This is a genomic window from Pseudomonas abietaniphila, assembly GCF_900100795.1.
Classification (GTDB): domain Bacteria; phylum Pseudomonadota; class Gammaproteobacteria; order Pseudomonadales; family Pseudomonadaceae; genus Aquipseudomonas; species Aquipseudomonas abietaniphila.
In genome coordinates this window covers 744,258-762,338 of sequence record NZ_FNCO01000001.1, presented here as the reverse complement: position 1 = coordinate 762,338, position 18,081 = coordinate 744,258, and the positions used below count along the sequence as shown (strand labels likewise).

Below are 18,081 nucleotides of genomic sequence, written 5' to 3'. Positions count from 1 at the left end.
GAAAATCTCACCTAACGGCGCATAACAGCCCTGAGCAACGTCCATGCCACAAAATCATTGCCTGTAATTCAACGAGTTAGCGAATAGCGATGCAAGAAATGGGGAAATGACAACGGTTTCGAACAACGCCCAGTCCCCGGAAGTGGGGCAATTCCCCAACGTGTTTTCCGCCTGAACCACCCGACTCCCACCCGCCAGCCCCACCCCGTTGAATCCACGTTCGCAGTGGCCCGCAATCATCGGCCCTCAATTGGCCAGAGCGGTCGACGCATCCCCCAACAGCCGGTGGTAATCGCGCAGTACGTCGGGGACGTAACGCTGGGTTTCGGCGAAGGGCGGGATCACATTGCCGCGTTTGCTCACGGCTGCCGGGCCTGCGTTATAGGCGGCCACGGCGAGCGACACGTCGTTGCCGAACATCACCAACAATTGCTTGAGATAACGCGCGCCGCCCTGGATGTTCGAGCTCGGGTCCCAGACATTGGTGACCCCCATTTCCCGGGCCGTGTCGGGCATCAACTGCATCAGCCCCGCCGCCCCTTTCACCGAGCGTGCCGAGGGGTTGTAGCCGGACTCGATGCGGATCACCGCGTGCAGCAACGCTTCGGGCAGATCATTGCTGGCTGCGGCCTGCGACACTTCCTGCGCATAGGGACGTTGACTGGCCGTCATGCTTTTTTCGTCGGTCCCGGCCAAGGCGGTGCCGGCAGGTTGAAACGGGGGTTGCGACACGGGTTCGTGGAACACGCTCTGAATGTTGCGACCGGCTCGCTTGACGTTGGAAATGATGATGTTGCCGTCCGGTCCCTTCGAGATGTACACGTCGGCCTGAGCGGCCAGCGGCAGTATGCACAGCGTCAGCAATACGCCTCTGAACGTACGTTCAAAGTCCATCCGTGCCTCCTCTGGCACGCTCGCTAAAACTGGGGGTTATTCCCCACTCGCGGTGCCATGCAGGGGGTCAACGCAAAGGCTGTGCCGAACTGGCGTCCCCCGCAAACGCCCGGTCCAGAAGGCTGCACGCAAAAGCTCAAGGCCGCGGCTGTCGGCGCGCACGGCAATTGCATAAGCCCTCAATACAACCCAGTTTGCGGAGGTTTCCATGGGGCTTTTCACCCGCTGTGCGCCGTCTTCTTCCCCACGTTTTCAGCGCGGCTTCACCCTGCTCGAATTGCTGGTGGTCCTGGTGGTTCTGGGTCTGCTGGCCGGCATCGTGGCACCCAAATACTTCAGCCAGCTGGGTCGCTCCCAGGCCAAAGTCGCCCGTGCCCAAATAGAAGGCCTGTCCAAGGCACTGGACCTCTACCGGCTGGAAGTGGGTCATTACCCCTCTTCCGAACAAGGTTTGCAGGCGCTGGTCGCGGCCCCGCCCGAAGAGACGCGCTGGACGGGCCCCTATCTGCAGAAAAACGTGCCGCAGGACCCCTGGGGCCGCAACTACGTCTATCGCTATCCCGGTGAAAACGGTGAGTACGACCTGCTGTCCATGGGCAAGGACGGTCAGCCCGGTGGCGAAGGCGAAGACGCCGAAGTCGCCAGTTGGCAGTGACGGCCATGAAATTCCTGATCAAGGCCGTGGGTAAACGCGGCGAAGTCCTGTCCCTGGCGATGGACGCCGACAACTCGATCGATGCGCAAAGCCTGGCGGAAGCGCAAGGCATGCGCGTGCTCAATGTCCGCGCCCAATCGCGCTGGGTGATTCGAGGCTTTCGCAAACCTGAACATTTCAACCTGGTGCTGTTCAGCCAGGAGCTGACCACCCTGCTCAACGCAGGCCTGCCACTGATCGATGCGCTGGAGAGCCTGGCGGAAAAAGAAACCGCGCCTCAGGCCCGCAAGACCCTCTGCGGGCTGGTGCGTCTGTTGTATGAAGGCAAGTCGTTCTCCCAGGCGCTGACCCAATTCCCGGCGGTGTTCCCCACGCTGTACGTGGCGCTGGTGCAATCCAGCGAGAAAACCGGCGCGGTGGGCGAGGCGCTGGGGCGTTACGTGTCGTACCGCAAACGCATGGACGAAGTGCGCCAGCGCATCGTCAGCGCCTCGGTCTATCCGATGCTGTTGCTGATTGTCGGCGGCGCGGTAGTGCTGTTCCTGATGGGGTATGTGGTCCCGCGCTTCAGCCTGGTGTTCGAAGGACTGGGCTCCAACCTGCCCTGGCTGTCGCGGGTGCTCATGGAAACGGGGATGTTCCTGCACGCCCACCAGATGGACTTCGCCATCGGTTTCGTGGCGTTCGTGCTGGGCTCGGTGGTGCTGGTCCGTCAGCGCCGTTTTCGTCTGGGATTCAACCGCGCCATCGAGCGGATACCCACGGTCTATCAGCGGGTGTTCATGTACGAGCTTGCGCGGTTCTATCGTTCGCTGGGCATTCTGCTGCAAGGCGGGATTCCGATCCTCACGGCCATGGGCATGGTCCGTAACCTGCTGGGCAGCGCGTCACAGCTGCGTCTGGATGCGGCCAGCGAACGCATCCGCGAAGGTCAGGCGCTGTCGGTCGCGCTGGAGCAGAACAGCCTCTCCACGCCGGTGTCGTTGCGCATGCTTCGCGCGGGCGAACAGTCCGGCAACCTCGAACAGATGATGGAACGCACCGCCGACTTCTACGACGAAGAGATCAGCCGCTGGATCGAGTGGTTCGTGCGCCTTTTCGAACCCCTGCTGATGACCTTCATCGGGCTGTTGATCGGTTTGATCGTGATCCTGATGTACATCCCGATCTTCGAGTTGGCGTCGAGCATTCATTGAAAGGGCTGCCACGCCTAAAGACTGGAGGAGCCCCGCTCTGCGCGAGCAAAAAAAAACGCCACGGCGAACCGTGGCGTTTTTATCTTTCAACGACTGCCGTTCAACGGATCAGCAGCACTTGGGACCGGCCTTGCCGCCGTAACGGGCGTCCTGACGTTCGCGGAAGAACGCTTCGTAGGACATCACCGCCTGGTCCGGGTGAGTCTTCTGCATGTGCTCGACGTAGTTATCGTAGTCAGGCATGCCCACCATCAGGCGGGCCGCCTGCCCGAGGTATTTGCCGAGGCGACTCAGGTCATTGAACATCAGCGTACTTCCGGCATCGCCTGGAACGGTGCTTCCTTGTCACTGCGCTCCTTCTTGACCCATGCCGCGCGGCCGACTTTCACCGCATAGAACAGGATGCTCAGGACCACGAACAGGAACAGTGTGGTCAGCGCCGCGTTGGTGTACGCGTTGAAGATCACATGCTGCATCTGATCAACGGTCTTGGCCGGGGCCAGAATCTGACCCGCGTCAGCCGCCGTGCTGTATTTCTTCGCCAGCGCCAGGAAGCCTACCGCCGGGCTTGGGTCGAACAGCTTGATGAAGCCTGCGGTCACGGTGCAGATCAGCAGCCAGGACGCGGGCAGGATGGTGACCCACACGTACTGCTGACGCTTCATCTTGATCAGGACCACGGTTGCCAGCATCAGCGCGATACCCGCCAGCATCTGGTTGGAGATACCGAACAGCGGCCACAAGGTGTTGATACCGCCCAGTGGATCGATCACGCCCTGATACAGCAGGTAACCCCATAGCGCCACGCAACCGCCGGTGCCAATCACGTTGGCGGTCCAGGACTCGGTGCGTTTGAGTGCAGGGACGAAGCTGCCCAGCAAGTCTTGCAGCATGAAGCGACCGGCACGGGTACCGGCGTCAACGGCCGTCAGAATGAACAGCGCTTCGAACAGGATCGCGAAGTGGTACCAGAACGCCATGGTGTTTTGACCTGGCAGCACCTGGTGCAGGATCTGCGCGATGCCGACTGCCAACGTGGGTGCGCCACCGGCTCGGGCCAGCACAGTGTTTTCACCGATGTCTTTGGCCACCGCAGTCAGCGTGTCGGGGGTAATCGCGAAGCCCCAGCTGGTGATGGTCTGAGCCACGGTAACCACGTCACCGCCGACCACCGCTGCCGGGCTGTTCATGGCGAAGTACACGCCTGGGTCGATGACCGAGGCAGCCACCATCGCCATGATGGCGACGAAGGATTCCATCAGCATGCCGCCGTAACCGATGTAACGGGCGTTCTTCTCGTTATCCAGCAGTTTTGGCGTGGTGCCCGAGGAGATCAGTGCGTGGAAACCCGACACCGCACCGCAAGCGATGGTGATGAACAGGAACGGGAACAGAGCGCCTTTCCAGACCGGACCAGTGCCGTCGGTGAACTGGGTCAGGGCCGGCATTTTCAGCTCAGGCGCAAGAATCAGAATGCCGATCGCCAGGGCGACGATGGTGCCGATTTTCAGGAAGGTCGACAGGTAGTCACGGGGCGCCAGCAGCAGCCAGACCGGCAGCATCGCCGCCACAAAGCCGTAACCGACCAACATCCAGGTGATCTGCACGCCAGTGAAGGTGAAGGCATGCGCCCATTCCGGGCTTGCTGCGACCTGACCACCGGCCCAGATCGACAGCAGCAACAGCACCACGCCGATGATCGAAATCTCGCCGATGCGACCTGGACGGATGTAGCGCATGTACACGCCCATGAACATCGCGATCGGGATGGTCGCCAGCACCGTGAACATGCCCCACGGGCTCTCAGCCAGCGCTTTAACCACGATCAGCGCCAGCACCGCGAGGATGATGATCATGATCAGGAAGCAGCCGAACAAGGCGATGGTGCCGGGAATACGGCCCATTTCCTCACGGACCATGTCGCCCAGCGAACGGCCGTTACGGCGGGTGGACAGGAACAGGATCATGAAATCCTGAACCGCACCGGCCAGTACCACACCGGCGATCAGCCAGAGCGTGCCGGGCAGGTAACCCATTTGCGCAGCCAGCACCGGGCCGACCAGCGGACCTGCGCCGGCGATGGCGGCGAAGTGGTGACCGAACAGAATGTGTTTGTTGGTGGGAACGTAATCCAGGCCGTCATTGTTGATCACCGCAGGCGTGGCCCGGGTCGGATCAAGTTGCATGACGTGATTGGCGATGAACAGGCTGTAGTAGCGGTACGCAACCAGATAGATGGCAACGGCAGCAACGACAATCCAGAGAGCGTTGATGGCTTCGCCGCGGCGCAGCGCGACGACACCCAAGGCGCATGCCCCAAGGGCAGCGACGGCGAACCAACCCAGATGTTTGGTCAGTCGGGTCATTGTGGGTCTCCTGCCGAAGCTCATGGCTTGCGGCGTAATTGTTATTGTGTGCACCGGGATAACGGAGCGTCGCCACTATCCCCGCTGCTGTCACCCAGATAAATTCGTATTACTACGGGATCAACTGCGTAGAACTACGCAGACGCCCCTACAGATTCCTGACTCTGCGTTCGGTGCGGCAGGCTGCTGTGGGAGCGAATTCATTCGCGAAAGATGTTCCAGGCAGCGCAGATGTTCGTGCTGTAATGCGCCCTACAACAACACACCCGCCCGCCGGACATCACCACCATGCAACTCAAACACAAGATCGTCGCCCTTGGCATTCTGCCGCTGATCCTGGCCGTGTCGGTGATCTGCGCATTGGTCATCGTGCAGAATCAGCGCCTGGGTGAGCAGCAAGCGCAGTTGATCGAAGACAGCATCCTGGCCAGCAAGCGCGCCGAACTGAAAAACTACGTAGAGATGGCGATGAGCGCCCTGGCACCGATCTACGACAGCGGGCGCAACGACGAGCAGACCAAACAGCAGGTGCTCGAAGAACTGTCCAAACTGAGCTTCGGCATCGACGGCTATTTCTTCGTGTACGACCAGAGCGGCCGCAACCTGATGCACCCGCGCCAGGCCGCGCTGGTGGGCAAGGACCTGTGGAACATGACCGACCCGCAAGGGTTGCTGGTGATCCGCGCATTGCTGCAAAGCGCGGAATCCGGCGATGGCTTCCAGCACTACGCTTGGGAAAAACCCTCCACCGGTCAGGTCACCGGCAAACTTGCCCATGTGGTCATGCTCAAGCGCTGGGGCTGGATGCTGGGCACCGGCATCTACCTGGAAGACGTCGAGCGCGCCACGCAACAGGCGCGACAGGAAGTGGCGCGCGGCATCTATGCCACCATGCTCGACATCGGCGCCGTGGCCCTGATTGCAGTGCTCCTGGTCTTTGTCTGTGGCGTCACGCTCAACGCCAGCGAACACCGCCTCGCCGACCGCAAGCTGCAAATGCTCAACCAGCGCATCATGAATTTGCAGGAAGAAGAGCGCTCCCGGTTGTCGCGAGAGCTGCATGACGGCATCAGTCAGGTTCTGGTGTCGATCAAGTTCCAGTTCGAACTGGCCGGTCTGCAACTGGAGGGCAATGACCAGCGAGGCCTGGACACCCTGCGTCAGGGCACCGAGCGTCTCGGCGAGGCCATCGGTGAAATCCGCACCATTTCCCACGACCTGCGCCCTTCCCTGCTCGACACCCTGGGCCTTGCCGCCGCCGTCACGCAACTGGTGGCCGAATTCGAGCAACAGACCGGGCTGACGATTCATTACACCCACCACCTGAGCAACCTGAAACTCGCCGAGGGTGCGCCGGTGGCGCTGTTCCGGATTCTTCAGGAGGCGCTGACCAACATCGAGCGCCACGCCCATGCGCAGAACGTGTACATCGACCTGCAAGGCACCCGCAAACAGGTGCAGTTGACCGTTCGCGACGACGGCGTCGGCTTTCGGGTCGATGTCGCCCACCTGCCAGAGATACAGGGCGGCATCGGATTGCGTAATATTCGCGAGCGCGTCGAACACTTCCACGGCCAACTCAACCTGTATTCGGCGCCGGGCCACAGTGAATTGACCGTGACCATGCCCGTGAGCGTCGCCGCATGAACACTTTCTTCAGAACAGGAACCCCATCGCGATCATGAGCGCCAGCCAGACCATCCGCATTGCCCTGGTCGATGACCATTCTCTGGTTCGCGATGGTGTGCGCGCGCTGCTGTCGACCCGTCCCCTGTTCGAGGTGGTGGGCGAAGCCGAGAACGCCGCCCAGGCCTTGACGATGTGCGAGTCGCTCAAGCCGGACATCCTGCTGGTGGACATCGGCCTGCAGGACATGAACGGGCTGGAGCTGACGCAACTGATCCGCCAGCGCTGCCCGGCGATCAAGATTCTGATCCTGAGCATGTATGACAATCAGGAATACGTCGCGACCTCGATCCGGGCGGGCGCCAGCGGTTACGTGCTGAAGAACGCCCCGTCCAGAGAAATCGTCGCGGCCATCGAGGCCATCGCCACCGGCGGCACGTTTTACAGCGCCGAGGTGACGCTCAAGCTGGTGTCGAAAAAATCCGAGGAGAACGAGCTGACGCCCCGTGAAGTGCAGGTGCTCGTGGGATTGGCCAAAGGGCTGGACAACAAGACCCTCGCCCGGGACCTGGCGATCAGCGTCAGGACCGTGGAAACCCACCGCCTGAGCATCCGCCGCAAGCTGAAAGTCGACAAGCCGGCGGGGCTGGTGAAATACGCGATGGAGCACGGGTTGCTGCTGCCGTGATCAGTGATGACATCCTTCCATTCACCGGTAATCGTCACCCCTGCGGCAACGCCTTCTCTGCCGTGTCCTGATCCACTGGCAGCGCGAACCTGAAGGTCGCTCCCTGCCCCGGCACATCGATCAACTCAATCCTGTGCCCGTGCAGTTGCAGGATCTGGTGAACGATCCTCAACCCCAGCCCGCCGTCGCGCCGGGCGCCGCCAATGTTGAACGGCCGCAGAAACAGGCCTTCCCGTAGCTCGGCGGCGATGCCGGGGCCGCTGTCGCTGACGGTGACTTCGACGACTCGCCCCTTAGGCAGCAGCGATACGCGGATTTCTCCGCCGTGGGGCGTATGGCGCAGGGCGTTGTCCAGCAGGTTGGTCATGACCCGTTCGATGAGTCCCAGGTCGGCATGCACGCCAGGGATGGACGGCGCGAGCACGGGGGTTAACGTCACGGCCTTGGCTTCCGCGCTCAGTTCGAATTTCTGAAAGATGTCCTGCACCAGGTCCGTCAGCGAGAAACGCTCGACCACCGGGACCACGAACCCATGCTCCAGTCGCACCAGTTCCAGCAACGACTGGGCGAGTCCACCGACCTTGCGGCTCTGGTCCAGCGCGATCCCCAGGTAACGTCGACGCTCCTCGGGACTCAGGCTGGCGTCCTTGACCGACAGCACTTCCAGATAGCCGTGCAACGACGCCAAGGGCGTGCGCAGGTCGTGAGAAATGTTGGCGACCAGTTCGCGCCGGTCCTGACTCTGCCGGGTCAATGTCTGCCATTGCTCGCTCAACCGGTTCTGCATCTGTTTGAACGTCGCATCGAGCACCGCAATCTCGTCATGGCCCTGACGCGGGGGCTCCATTGACGCATTGGGCAGCGCCACAGGCGCGGCATTGATGTCGAAGCGTCCCACCGAATCGGTCAGCCGTCGCAAGGGCCGCGTGATCAAGCCGAAGGCCGCGAGCCCCGCAAAGAGGCAGAGCAATGCAATCAGACCGATGGACCACAGGGCCGTGTTCAACGCCTCGCTGGTGGCGCCCCGCTCGGCAAACCGGTCGTGGGCCTCACCCAGCAGCACGACGTACAAAAAACCCGACGGCTTGCCCATGACCATCAGCGGTGCTGCGCTGAACACCTTGCGCGCGTCCACGCTGCGCGGATCATCGCCCAGAATCGGCAGCGGCGCCCCGCTGAGCAATTGCCGCACCGGCGCCAGATCGACCCGATCACGCAGGATGCGGTCTTTGGGCGCGGCGTCACCGACGATCTTGCCGTCCATGTCCAGCAGGTAAACCTCGACACTGGGGTTGACCAGCATCAACTGACTGAACAGCTCGCGCACCGCGTCCGGTTTGAGGCCGTTGGCGTCCATCAACTGCGTGTCGCGGGCGATGTGCTGGGCAAGGTCACGGGACAGGCCCTGAACCACTTCCAGCTCGTGCATTTTGTTGGAGCGCACCTGCAACCACACCGAGGTGCCGCAACAGATCAGCAGCAACAGCGCGAAGACCAATGACAGCCGCTGGGTCAGGGTCATCTTCATGATGCGTCCCCCGACGACTCACCGGGTGCCACGAACTTGTAACCGCGTCCCCACACCGTGAGGATCCGCAACGGTTGGGCCGGATCGGCTTCGATCTTGGCGCGCAGGCGGTTGATGTGGGTGTTGACGGTGTGCTCGTAGCCTTCGTGGTTGTAGCCCCACACCGAATTGAGCAGGTCAAGCCTGGAGAACACCTTGCCGGGTTGGCGAGCGAAGAAATACAACAGGTCGAACTCGCGCGGGGTCAGGTCCAGCACGCGGCCTTCCAAGGATGCCTCACGGGTCAGCGGATCGATAAACAACCCGGCGCTCGACAGGCTGCCGGCGTCCATCTTCAGGTTGCGCGCCATGGCATCAACCCGACGCAACAGGGCTTTGACCCGGGCCACCAGTTCCATCATCGAGAACGGTTTGGCCAGGTAATCATCGGCGCCCAGCTCCAGGCCGAGAATCCGGTGCATTTCGCTGGAGCGGGCGCTGGTGATGATGATGGGTGTGTAGCGGGTCATGGCGCGGGCGCGGCGGCAGATCTCCAGGCCGTCCACGCCCGGCAGCATCAGGTCCAGGATCAACGCATCCCAGCCGCCTTGCTCCAGCAGGCGCAGGCCCTTTTCGCCGTCGGCACTGTGCACCACGTCAAAATGCTCATCCCGCAGATGCAGGCAAATCAGGTCGGCGATATGGCTATCGTCCTCGACCACCAGAATGCGTTTGGGCTGATCCATTGAAAGCAAACCTTACGGGCGCATCGTTTGCGCAATGACGCCATTGTGCCGATTTTGTCGGCGGGCAGTTATCACGAATTGTTTAACTCTCGGTGAGGATTCCGGGAACAGCGCGTGCGTAGCCTTGGCTCCATCGCATCAACGACCCGATCCGAAAGCGGAACGGGCTGTGCCGAGGAGATCATCATGCTTTCAAGAAGACAGTTCATGGTGCTGAGCAGCAGCGCCGGGGTCGCCGCCATTGCGCTGGGCGTCCTGCCCAAGTTTGCCGACGGCGAAACCATGACGCCACATAGCGCGTTAATGGAAGACCAGCCCATCGGCAGTTTCGAAGTCAGTCACACCGACGCTGAATGGCACGCGCTGCTCAGCGACGAACAGTTTCAGGTGCTGCGCCGGGAAGCCACCGAGCGTCCCTACAGCAGCCCCCTGAACGACGAGCACCGCACCGGTACGTTTGCCTGCGCCGGTTGCCAGTTGCAGCTGTTTTCCTCGACCACCAAGTTCGACAGCCATACCGGCTGGCCCAGTTTCTGGCAGCCGCTGGACAACGCCACCGCCATCCGCACCGACACCTCGTTCGGCGTGCTGCGCAAGGAGGTCCACTGCCGCCGCTGCGGCGGACACCTGGGCCACGTCTTCACCGACGGCCCGAAACCCACCGGCCTGCGGTATTGCATGAACGGGCTGGCGATGAATTTTGCCGAGCAGTCGTGACGACACCGCACTTGTAGGAGCGTGGCTTGTCTCTGGGCCGCATCCGGACGATCGGCGGGGAACCCGTCGTAAAACCTGAGAATGCCGTTTGTCTGGATCGACGCGTGATCTGAATCTACGACGACTTCGTCGCCGATCGTCCGGATGCGGCCCAGAGACAAGCCCTGAGAATGCCGTTTGTCTGGATCGACGCGTGATCTGAATCTACGACGACTTCGTCGCCGATCGTCCGGATGCGGCCCAGAGACAAGCCACGCTCCTACAAATGTGCCGTCGCTTTCAAACTGGATTTATCTGAAGGGAATTAACCCATGCTCCTGATCATCCTTGCCTACCTCGGTGGCGTGCTGACCATCGTCAGCCCTTGCATTCTGCCGGTGCTGCCGTTTGTTTTTGCCCGCACCGGCCAACCGTTCGTGCGCAGTGGCCTGCCCTTGCTGGTGGGCATGGCGGTGACCTTTGCGCTGGTGGCGACACTGGCGGCGGTCGGCGGTGGCTGGGTCGTGCAGCTCAATCAGTACGGACGCGGTCTGGCGCTGATTTTCGTCGCGCTGTTCGGCCTTACGCTGCTGCTGCCCAAGCTCGCCGAGCGCCTGACCCGGCCGTTGGTGGCCGCTGGCAGTCGTTTGTCTGAAAACGCCGGCGTGGACGCCAGACCCAGCCCATGGGCGTCGTTCATGATCGGTGTCGCCACCGGGCTGCTCTGGGCACCGTGCGCCGGGCCGATCCTCGGTCTGGTGTTGACCGGCGCGGCGCTGCAAGGCGCCAGCGTTGGCACCACCTTGCTGCTGCTGGCCTATGCCGCAGGCGCTGCCACGTCCCTGGCCCTCGCGTTGTTGCTGGGCGGCAAGGTGTTCACAGCAATGAAACGCTCACTGGGTGCCGGTGAATGGATTCGTCGCGGGCTGGGCGCTGCCATGCTGGCGGGCGTAGCCGCCATTGCGCTGGGCCTCGATACCGGCATTCTGGCCCGCGTGTCGACCGCATCGACCGGCGGCCTGGAACAGTCGCTGGTCGGCCGCCTCACCGGGCACACCCAGCCCGACAGCAATGTGATGCAGGGCGGCGCGATGATGGCGCAAAACATCCCCGGTCGCGACGAGGGCGGCGCGAGCATGCAGGCTTCAGGGGCGATGATGATGGCCGCGAAAAACGCCACGTCGAGTTTGCCGATCGAAGGTCAACTGCCGTCGCTCGAGGGTGCCGTGCAGTGGCTGAACTCTGCCCCGCTGACCGCCGAACAACTGAAAGGCAAAGTGGTGCTGGTGGATTTCTGGACCTACTCCTGCATCAACTGCCTGCGCACCCTGCCCTACGTCAAAGCCTGGGCCGACAAATACCGTGACCAGGGTCTGGTGGTGATCGGCGTTCATGCCCCTGAGTTCGCGTTCGAACGCGACGTGAAGAACGTCACCAAGGCCATGGCCGATCTGGGTATCCACTACCCGGTGGCGATCGACAACGACTATAAAATCTGGCGCGCCTTCAATAACCAGTACTGGCCTGCCCACTACTTTGCCGACGCCAAGGGCCAGATCCGCTACCACCACTTCGGTGAAGGCGCCTACGACGAATCCGAACGCGTGATTCAGGAGCTGCTGCGCGAAGCCGGCAACAACCAGATCACCACCGACCTGATCGATGCCAACGGCAACGGTGTGCAGCAGGCCGCAGACATGGGCGAGGTCAAATCGCCGGAGACCTACCTGGGGTTCGAACGCGCCGAAAACTTCGTCTCGCCGGGCGGCGCCAAAGCGGATCGCGCGGCCCGCTACAGCACACCGGACACCCTGGCACTCAATCACTGGGGCCTGGACGGTCAGTGGAGCATCGGTGCCGAACGCGCCAGCCTGACCGCGCCGAAAGGCAAGATCGTCTACCGCTTCCACGCCCGTGATCTGCATCTGGTGCTGGGCCCTGGCAGCGACGGCAAGCCGGTACGGTTTAACGTCATGATCGACGGCCAGATGCCCGGTGCATCACACGGCTCCGACGTCGCGCCGGACGGCAGCGGCACCGTGACCGAACAACGTCTGTACCAACTCGTGCGTCAATCCGGCGATGTCGCCGACCACACCTTCACCATCGAATTCAGCGATCCGGGCGTGTCCGCTTACGCCTTCACCTTCGGTTGATTCCATCCCGTTTCAGGAGTGTCAGACATGAAAAAGCTCAGTGTTTCCGGTTTTACCGCCGCCTTGCCTGCCTGGCGCCGCAATGGCCTTCGGCTGTTTGCCGGGGCCGTGCTGCTGCAAACCGCGGCCTGCTCGTTCGCCGGTGCGGAAGATGCCGTAAGCATCGCGCCGCCGCAGAAGGACGAAATGATCACCACCTCGCACAGCGAAACTGCGGTGCTCGCGGGCGGCTGCTTCTGGGGTGTCCAGGGCGTGTTCCAGCATGTGCAAGGGGTGAAAAAAGTCGTCTCCGGTTATGCCGGCGGCAAGGCCGATACCGCGCAATACGAGCGCGTCAGTGAGGGTGACACCGGGCACGCCGAATCGGTGGAAGTGACCTTCGACCCAACTCAGGTGAGCTACGGCAAACTGCTGCAGATCTTTTTCTCGGTCGCCCACAACCCGACCGAACTGAACCGTCAGGGCCCGGACCACGGCACTCAATACCGGTCGGCGATTTTCCCCGAGACACCGGAACAGCAGGCCGTGGCCCAGGCGTACATCGCCCAACTCGATTCCGCCAAGTCATTCAACGCGCCGATTGTCACCAAAATCGAGCAGTACAACGGGTTTTATCCGGCCGAGGATTATCACCAGAACTTCCTGACCACCCACCCGACCTACCCCTACATCGTGGTCAACGATCTGCCTAAAGTGGGTCAGTTGAAGCAGCTGTTCGCCGATCGGTACAGCGAGCAGCCGGTGTTGTTGAAAACCGGGCAGTAGCGTGCCGCGGCGTTGATTCCGGGCGGCATCGACTGCTCACAGGCGGTTGAACAAACCAAAGTATGACCGCCAAAAACCTACGTATCAGCCCATGGTACCTAGGTACAAGTGACCTGGGCCGTCGGCAGGAATACCTTTAAGTCATTCCTGTCGCCCAGGCCGATCTCTCTCCAAGCTGTGGGAAACAGACCGTAACGGACAGGCCCGTCGAAGCACACTGTGAGGAGATTCATCATGTTTGCCGAACTCGATCCACGGCCCGGGCTGAACGCCGAATTCGCCGCCGATGCCCACGGTTTGTTCACCACCCTGCACGGTCAGGAGCGTGAGGCGTTTGTGCAACTGCTTGACGAACATCTGCGCACGACCGAGCAGGTGGGAGGTTTCGCCCGGGAAGTGCGCTGGCGTTTGCGCAAGCTGAATTACCGCGCCATCAAGGAATTGTTCAAGGGCCTCGATCAATCGACCCAGCAATTCATGATGTTCCTGCGGGCAAAAATTCATGGGTTCAACGGTACACCGGGACAGGATTTGCTGCCTGCACTGTCCTTGTCCGATGCCGAACAGGCCCCGGGTTTTCGTGAATGTTTCAAGGAAATCCATCAGTTATCCCAGCACCTGGCCGCATTGGCCGCTCGTTCGCAGCACTTCATGGACAAAGCGGTGGATGCAGGCGATTACGCCACGGCCAATCTGGTCAGTGAGCTGCTGTACCGCACCAATCAGCTGATCTGCAAAATCAAACTGGACATTCCGTCCGGGGCCTCGTTTACCAGCGAATGCCGCCAGACCACCCGCCCACATACCTGGTTTTCGACCATGGAAGTCTGGGCACAAAGCCCGGGCCTGCAGGCCGTTACCGCCCTTGACAGTCATCGCCTCTAGTTTCACCTGCCGTGCCGTTTCTCTCCTCCCTTTGGCGCCCTGAACGGGCGCTTTTTTTAGGTCTCGTTATCCGCGGGTCACGCTCGCGTCATGAATTTCACCTATTGATGAGAACGGACTACGCTCACTCGATTCGAATGAAGCGCTGCGGGCAAAAAAATCATTCAACTGCATGGTAGGGTGGCTGCCCGGATGAGCTAAACCGCTCTATCTCAGGCTCCTTGAGCCTCGGGCATAACCCGAAAAAAGAAAAAAGGCGCACGAGCGTCCAAGAACAAGTTCGTTGATCCAGCGAGACTGACCGTCCCTTACCGGAGCCTGATAATGAATAAACTCACCACAGTGGCGGGCGCCCCCGTCGTCGATAACCAGAACTCACAATCGGCGGGCCCACGCGGCCCGTTGATGCTGCAGGACGTGTGGCTGCTGGAGAAACTGGCCCACTTCGACCGTGAAGTCATCCCGGAGCGTCGCATGCACGCCAAGGGATCCGGCGCGTTCGGCACGTTCACCGTCACCCACGACATCAGCCGCCATACCAAGGCGCAGCTGTTTTCGGAAATCGGCAAGCAAACCGACATTTTCATCCGTTTCTCGACCGTGGCCGGTGAGCGCGGCGCCGCCGATGCCGAGCGCGACATCCGTGGGTTCGCCATCAAGTTCTACACCGAGCAAGGCAACTGGGACCTGGTGGGCAACAACACGCCGGTGTTCTTCCTGCGCGACCCGCTGAAATTCCCGGACCTGAACCACGCGATCAAACGCGACCCACGCACCAACATGCGCAGCGCCGACAACAACTGGGATTTCTGGAGTTCGCTGCCTGAAGCGCTGCACCAGGTGACCGTGGTCATGAGCGACCGTGGCCTGCCCAAGTCCTACCGTCACATGCACGGTTTCGGCAGCCACACGTTCAGCTTCATCAGCCCGAAAAACGAACGCTTCTGGGTCAAGTTCACGCTGAAAACCCAGCAAGGCATCGAGAACCTGACCGATCAGGAAGCCGCCGATCTGGTGGCCGGTGACCGCGAAACCCACCAGCGCGACCTGTACGACAGCATCGAGAAAGGTGACTTCCCGAAATGGAAGATGTTCGTGCAGATCATGCCGGAGCAGGACGCCAACACGTACAAGATCCACCCGTTCGACCTCACCAAAGTCTGGCCGCACGCGGACTACCCGCTGATCGAAGTCGGCACGCTGGAGTTGAACCGTAACCCGGAGAACTATTTCCACGACGTGGAGCAAGCCGCCTTCAACCCGGCCAACGTGGTGCCGGGCATCAGTTTCTCGCCGGACAAGATGCTGCAAGGCCGTCTGTTCTCCTACGGCGACGCACAGCGCTACCGCCTGGGGGTCAACCATCATCAGATCCCGGTCAACGCACCACAGTGCCCGGTCAACAGCTATCACCGCGACGGCCAGATGCGCGTGGACCGCAACGGCGGCGGCACCATCGGCTACGAGCCCAACAGCAAGGGTGCGTGGGTCGAACAGCCGGACTTCTCCGAGCCGCCGCTGGAGCTGCATGGCGCGGCAGCGAACTGGGATTTCCGCAAGGACGATGACGACTATTACTCCCAGCCGCGCGCATTGTTCCGCCTGATGACCCCGGCGCAACAGCAGGTACTGTTCGACAACACCGCTCGCGCCATCAGCGGTGCGTCGACGCTGGTCAAGCAGCGTCACATCGACAACTGCACCAAGGCTGACCCTGCGTATGGCGCAGGGGTTGCCGCAGCCATCGAGTTGCTCGGCTGACGCACATTCGGCGTTGACACAAAGGGGTGTTCAGGCGACGGTACTGACACCCCTTTTTCTTGCGCCGTTTTTACCTGCGTCTTCTGTGGAGCAACCCGCCATGAACGAACTCCAGCAATTGAACGAAAGCCACGGCCTGCTGCTGGTGTTCGTCAACGTGCTGCTGGAACAGATCGGCTTGCCGGTCCCGGCCTACCCCACCCTCATTGTCACTGGGGCGCTGGCCATGCAAAGCAAGCCTCTGCTGGGCGCAGGCGTGCTGGTCGCCATGGTTGCCTGCCTGATCGCCGATGGTTTGTGGTATTGGGCGGGCAAACGTTACGGCGGCGTGCTGCTGAAATCCATCTGCAAGATCTCGTTGTCTCAAGACACCTGTATTCGTCAGGGCCTTAACGTCTACGACCGCGTCGGCCCGCGGGCCATGCTGCTGTCGAAATTCCTGCCCGGCGCGGGCGCGCTGGTCACCACCGTGGCGGGCATGAACGGCACGCCGATCGCCACCTTCATGCGTTACTCCCTCGCCGGCTCCTTCATCTGGGCCGGCTCGGCGCTGCTGCTGGGCATGCTGTTCACTGACGCCATCATTCCACTGCTGAGCCTGTTGGCCAGTTATCTGCCCATCGCCATCGCAGGCGTGCTGACGGCGCTCGGACTGTTCATCGGCTGGAAATACTGGAAGCGCCGGCACCTGATGTCTCGCACCTCGAAAGTGCCACGCATCACCGTGCCCGAGTTGCTTGCCCTGCGCGACTCGGTGGACGCGCCCGTGGTGATTGATGTGCGCCCTAAATTTCACACCGCCGTGGTCGAAGGCATTCCCGGCGCGGTGTCGATCAGCCTTGAAGAACCACTGGAACCCTGGCTCGCGCAACTGGCTGACGTCGACATGGTGTTTTACTGCGCCTGCCCGAACGAGCTGTCGGCCGCCCTGCTGGCGCAGAAACTGCGCGCACACGGCCTGACACGGGGCAAGGCACTGGTCGGCGGGCTGGATGCCTGGCGTGAAGCACACAATGAGTCCGACACCCCAGGCCAGACCGCGACGGCCTGACCCGCTTCCGCGCCCATCAGGCGATATCGATCACCACCTTCCCTTGATTGCCTGCGCGGCTGACGCGTTCATACGCCTGATTGACCTCTGCCAGGGTGAAGCGCTGCTCGTCCAATAAAACCCGCAGTTGCCCGGCTTCGGCCATCCGCGTGGCCTCGGCCATGATCTCGCCGTGGTGCTTGCGTCCCTTTCCGGTCAACAAAGGCAACAGGGTGAACACACCCGAGTAAGTCGCGCCGCGAAACGACAGCGGTGCCAGCGCGTGGTCGCCCCAGCCCAGGCAACTGAGCACATGCCCGGTGTAGATTTTTGCCGCGGCAAACGAGGCGTCCAGCGTGCTGCCGCCCACGGTGTCATAAACGATGTCGAAACCCTCGCCACTAGTGTGCAGGGCCATGTAGTCATCGACGCTGCTGCTTCGATAATCAATGGCGGTGGCGCCAAGACGTTCAATGGCAGCCCGGCTGTGCGCCGACCCGGTGGCGAACACGTCTGCGCCACGTGCCTTGGCAATCTGCACGGCAACATGCCCCACGCCGCCAGCGCCGCCGTGAATCAGGACTTTCTGACCACTGCGCACATTGGCACGGTCCACCAGCCCTTCCCAGGCGGTGATGAAGATCAACGGTAACGCCGCCGCCTCGCGCATGCTCAAGTTGTTTGGTTTGCGAGCCAGCAGCTCGGCGTCCGCCGCGATATACTGCGCCAGCGCGCCCTGATGCCCGCCGATGCCGCCCGCCATGCCATAGACCTCATCGCCTACCGCAAAGGCCGTCACGCCTGAACCGACCTGTTCCACGACGCCGGCCATGTCCATCCCCAAGACCGCCGGCAGCGACTGTCGGGCATGCCCACCCTTGCCTGCGCTGATCTTGGTGTCCAGCGGGTTGACGGCACTGGCCATCACCCGCACCAGCACTTGACCTGCGGCCGGCGACGGCTTCTGCAGCGTTTGCACGTCCAGAGGCTGTTGATACTCCACCGCGACAGCGGCTCGCATGGTGTTCAAGGGATGAGTGCTCATGGTGGTCTCCGATTCAGTGACCCGGTGTCGGGTGATGAGGCCAGTGTGTGCCCACGCCATAATTC

16 protein-coding genes are annotated in these 18,081 nt (G+C 61.7%); 10 read left to right on the top strand and 6 right to left on the bottom strand.

The features are described 5' to 3' along the window. Nucleotides 1-246 precede the first annotated feature (246 nt). Nucleotides 247-894, bottom strand: a complete 648-nt coding sequence (locus BLS87_RS03210; protein ID WP_074750109.1) for a lytic transglycosylase domain-containing protein — start codon at nt 892-894, stop codon at nt 247-249. A 208-nt stretch (nt 895-1,102) separates the two neighbouring features. Here BLS87_RS03210 and gspG point away from each other — a divergent pair, with 208 nt between their 5' ends. Further along, the gene (gspG, locus tag BLS87_RS03205; RefSeq protein ID WP_074750107.1) at nt 1,103-1,549 is read left to right on the top strand and encodes a type II secretion system major pseudopilin GspG; all 447 of its coding nucleotides are present in this window, start codon (nt 1,103-1,105) and stop codon (nt 1,547-1,549) included. Nucleotides 1,550-1,554: 5 nt separating this feature from the next. Continuing rightward, nucleotides 1,555-2,745, top strand: coding sequence for a type II secretion system F family protein (locus BLS87_RS03200; protein WP_074750105.1), 1,191 nt, complete (start codon nt 1,555-1,557; stop codon nt 2,743-2,745). A gap of 108 nt (nt 2,746-2,853) precedes the next feature. Here BLS87_RS03200 and BLS87_RS03195 read toward each other — a convergent pair whose 3' ends face one another. Together BLS87_RS03195 and BLS87_RS03190 are read right to left on the bottom strand one after the other, a co-directional pair. Then, nucleotides 2,854-3,051 (bottom strand): YbdD/YjiX family protein, encoded by a 198-nt coding sequence (locus BLS87_RS03195; RefSeq protein WP_074750103.1) that lies wholly within the window; start codon nt 3,049-3,051, stop codon nt 2,854-2,856. Further along, on the bottom strand, nt 3,051-5,111 hold the full coding sequence (locus BLS87_RS03190; protein WP_074750101.1) for a carbon starvation CstA family protein: 2,061 nt from the start codon (nt 5,109-5,111) through the stop codon (nt 3,051-3,053). Before BLS87_RS03190 ends, BLS87_RS03195 begins: the two co-directional genes overlap by 1 nt. Nucleotides 5,112-5,399: 288 nt before the next feature. Here BLS87_RS03190 and BLS87_RS03185 point away from each other — a divergent pair, with 288 nt between their 5' ends. Beyond that, the gene (locus tag BLS87_RS03185) at nt 5,400-6,758 is read left to right on the top strand and encodes a cache domain-containing protein (protein ID WP_074750099.1); all 1,359 of its coding nucleotides are present in this window, start codon (nt 5,400-5,402) and stop codon (nt 6,756-6,758) included. A 34-nt stretch (nt 6,759-6,792) separates the two neighbouring features. Next, complete coding sequence (locus tag BLS87_RS03180; protein ID WP_074750097.1) at nt 6,793-7,425, top strand: response regulator; 633 nt, start codon at nt 6,793-6,795, stop codon at nt 7,423-7,425. Nucleotides 7,426-7,459: 34 nt separating this feature from the next. On the opposite strand, the gene BLS87_RS03175 is transcribed toward BLS87_RS03180, so the two are convergent. Then, on the bottom strand, nt 7,460-8,953 hold the full coding sequence (locus tag BLS87_RS03175) for a sensor histidine kinase (RefSeq protein ID WP_074750095.1): 1,494 nt from the start codon (nt 8,951-8,953) through the stop codon (nt 7,460-7,462). Then, nucleotides 8,950-9,678: a response regulator transcription factor gene (locus BLS87_RS03170; RefSeq protein WP_074750093.1), complete on the bottom strand. Its 729-nt coding sequence runs from the start codon at nt 9,676-9,678 to the stop codon at nt 8,950-8,952. The genes BLS87_RS03175 and BLS87_RS03170 overlap by 4 nt, the downstream gene beginning before the upstream one ends. A gap of 186 nt (nt 9,679-9,864) precedes the next feature. Between BLS87_RS03170 and msrB the strand changes: the two genes are divergently transcribed. The 6 genes from msrB to BLS87_RS03140 all read left to right on the top strand — a co-directional run bounded on the left by msrB (nt 9,865) and on the right by BLS87_RS03140 (nt 16,992). Continuing rightward, the gene (msrB, locus tag BLS87_RS03165) at nt 9,865-10,395 is read left to right on the top strand and encodes a peptide-methionine (R)-S-oxide reductase MsrB (protein WP_074750091.1); all 531 of its coding nucleotides are present in this window, start codon (nt 9,865-9,867) and stop codon (nt 10,393-10,395) included. Nucleotides 10,396-10,706: 311 nt separating this feature from the next. Further along, nucleotides 10,707-12,530, top strand: a complete 1,824-nt coding sequence (locus BLS87_RS03160) for a cytochrome c biogenesis protein DipZ (RefSeq protein ID WP_074750089.1) — start codon at nt 10,707-10,709, stop codon at nt 12,528-12,530. A gap of 27 nt (nt 12,531-12,557) precedes the next feature. Beyond that, complete coding sequence (gene msrA, locus BLS87_RS03155; protein ID WP_074750087.1) at nt 12,558-13,295, top strand: peptide-methionine (S)-S-oxide reductase MsrA; 738 nt, start codon at nt 12,558-12,560, stop codon at nt 13,293-13,295. Between the two features lie 234 nt (nt 13,296-13,529). Next, on the top strand, nt 13,530-14,180 hold the full coding sequence (locus BLS87_RS03150; protein ID WP_074750085.1) for a hypothetical protein: 651 nt from the start codon (nt 13,530-13,532) through the stop codon (nt 14,178-14,180). A gap of 324 nt (nt 14,181-14,504) precedes the next feature. Further along, nucleotides 14,505-15,941 carry a catalase gene (locus BLS87_RS03145; protein ID WP_074750083.1) on the top strand — a complete coding sequence of 479 codons (1,437 nt, stop codon included), beginning with the start codon at nt 14,505-14,507 and terminating at the stop codon, nt 15,939-15,941. A gap of 100 nt (nt 15,942-16,041) precedes the next feature. Then, nucleotides 16,042-16,992, top strand: a complete 951-nt coding sequence (locus tag BLS87_RS03140) for a VTT domain-containing protein (protein ID WP_074750081.1) — start codon at nt 16,042-16,044, stop codon at nt 16,990-16,992. Between the two features lie 16 nt (nt 16,993-17,008). Here BLS87_RS03140 and BLS87_RS03135 read toward each other — a convergent pair whose 3' ends face one another. Then, nucleotides 17,009-18,016 (bottom strand): zinc-dependent alcohol dehydrogenase family protein, encoded by a 1,008-nt coding sequence (locus BLS87_RS03135; RefSeq protein WP_074750078.1) that lies wholly within the window; start codon nt 18,014-18,016, stop codon nt 17,009-17,011. Between the last annotated feature and the right edge of the window lie 65 nt (nt 18,017-18,081).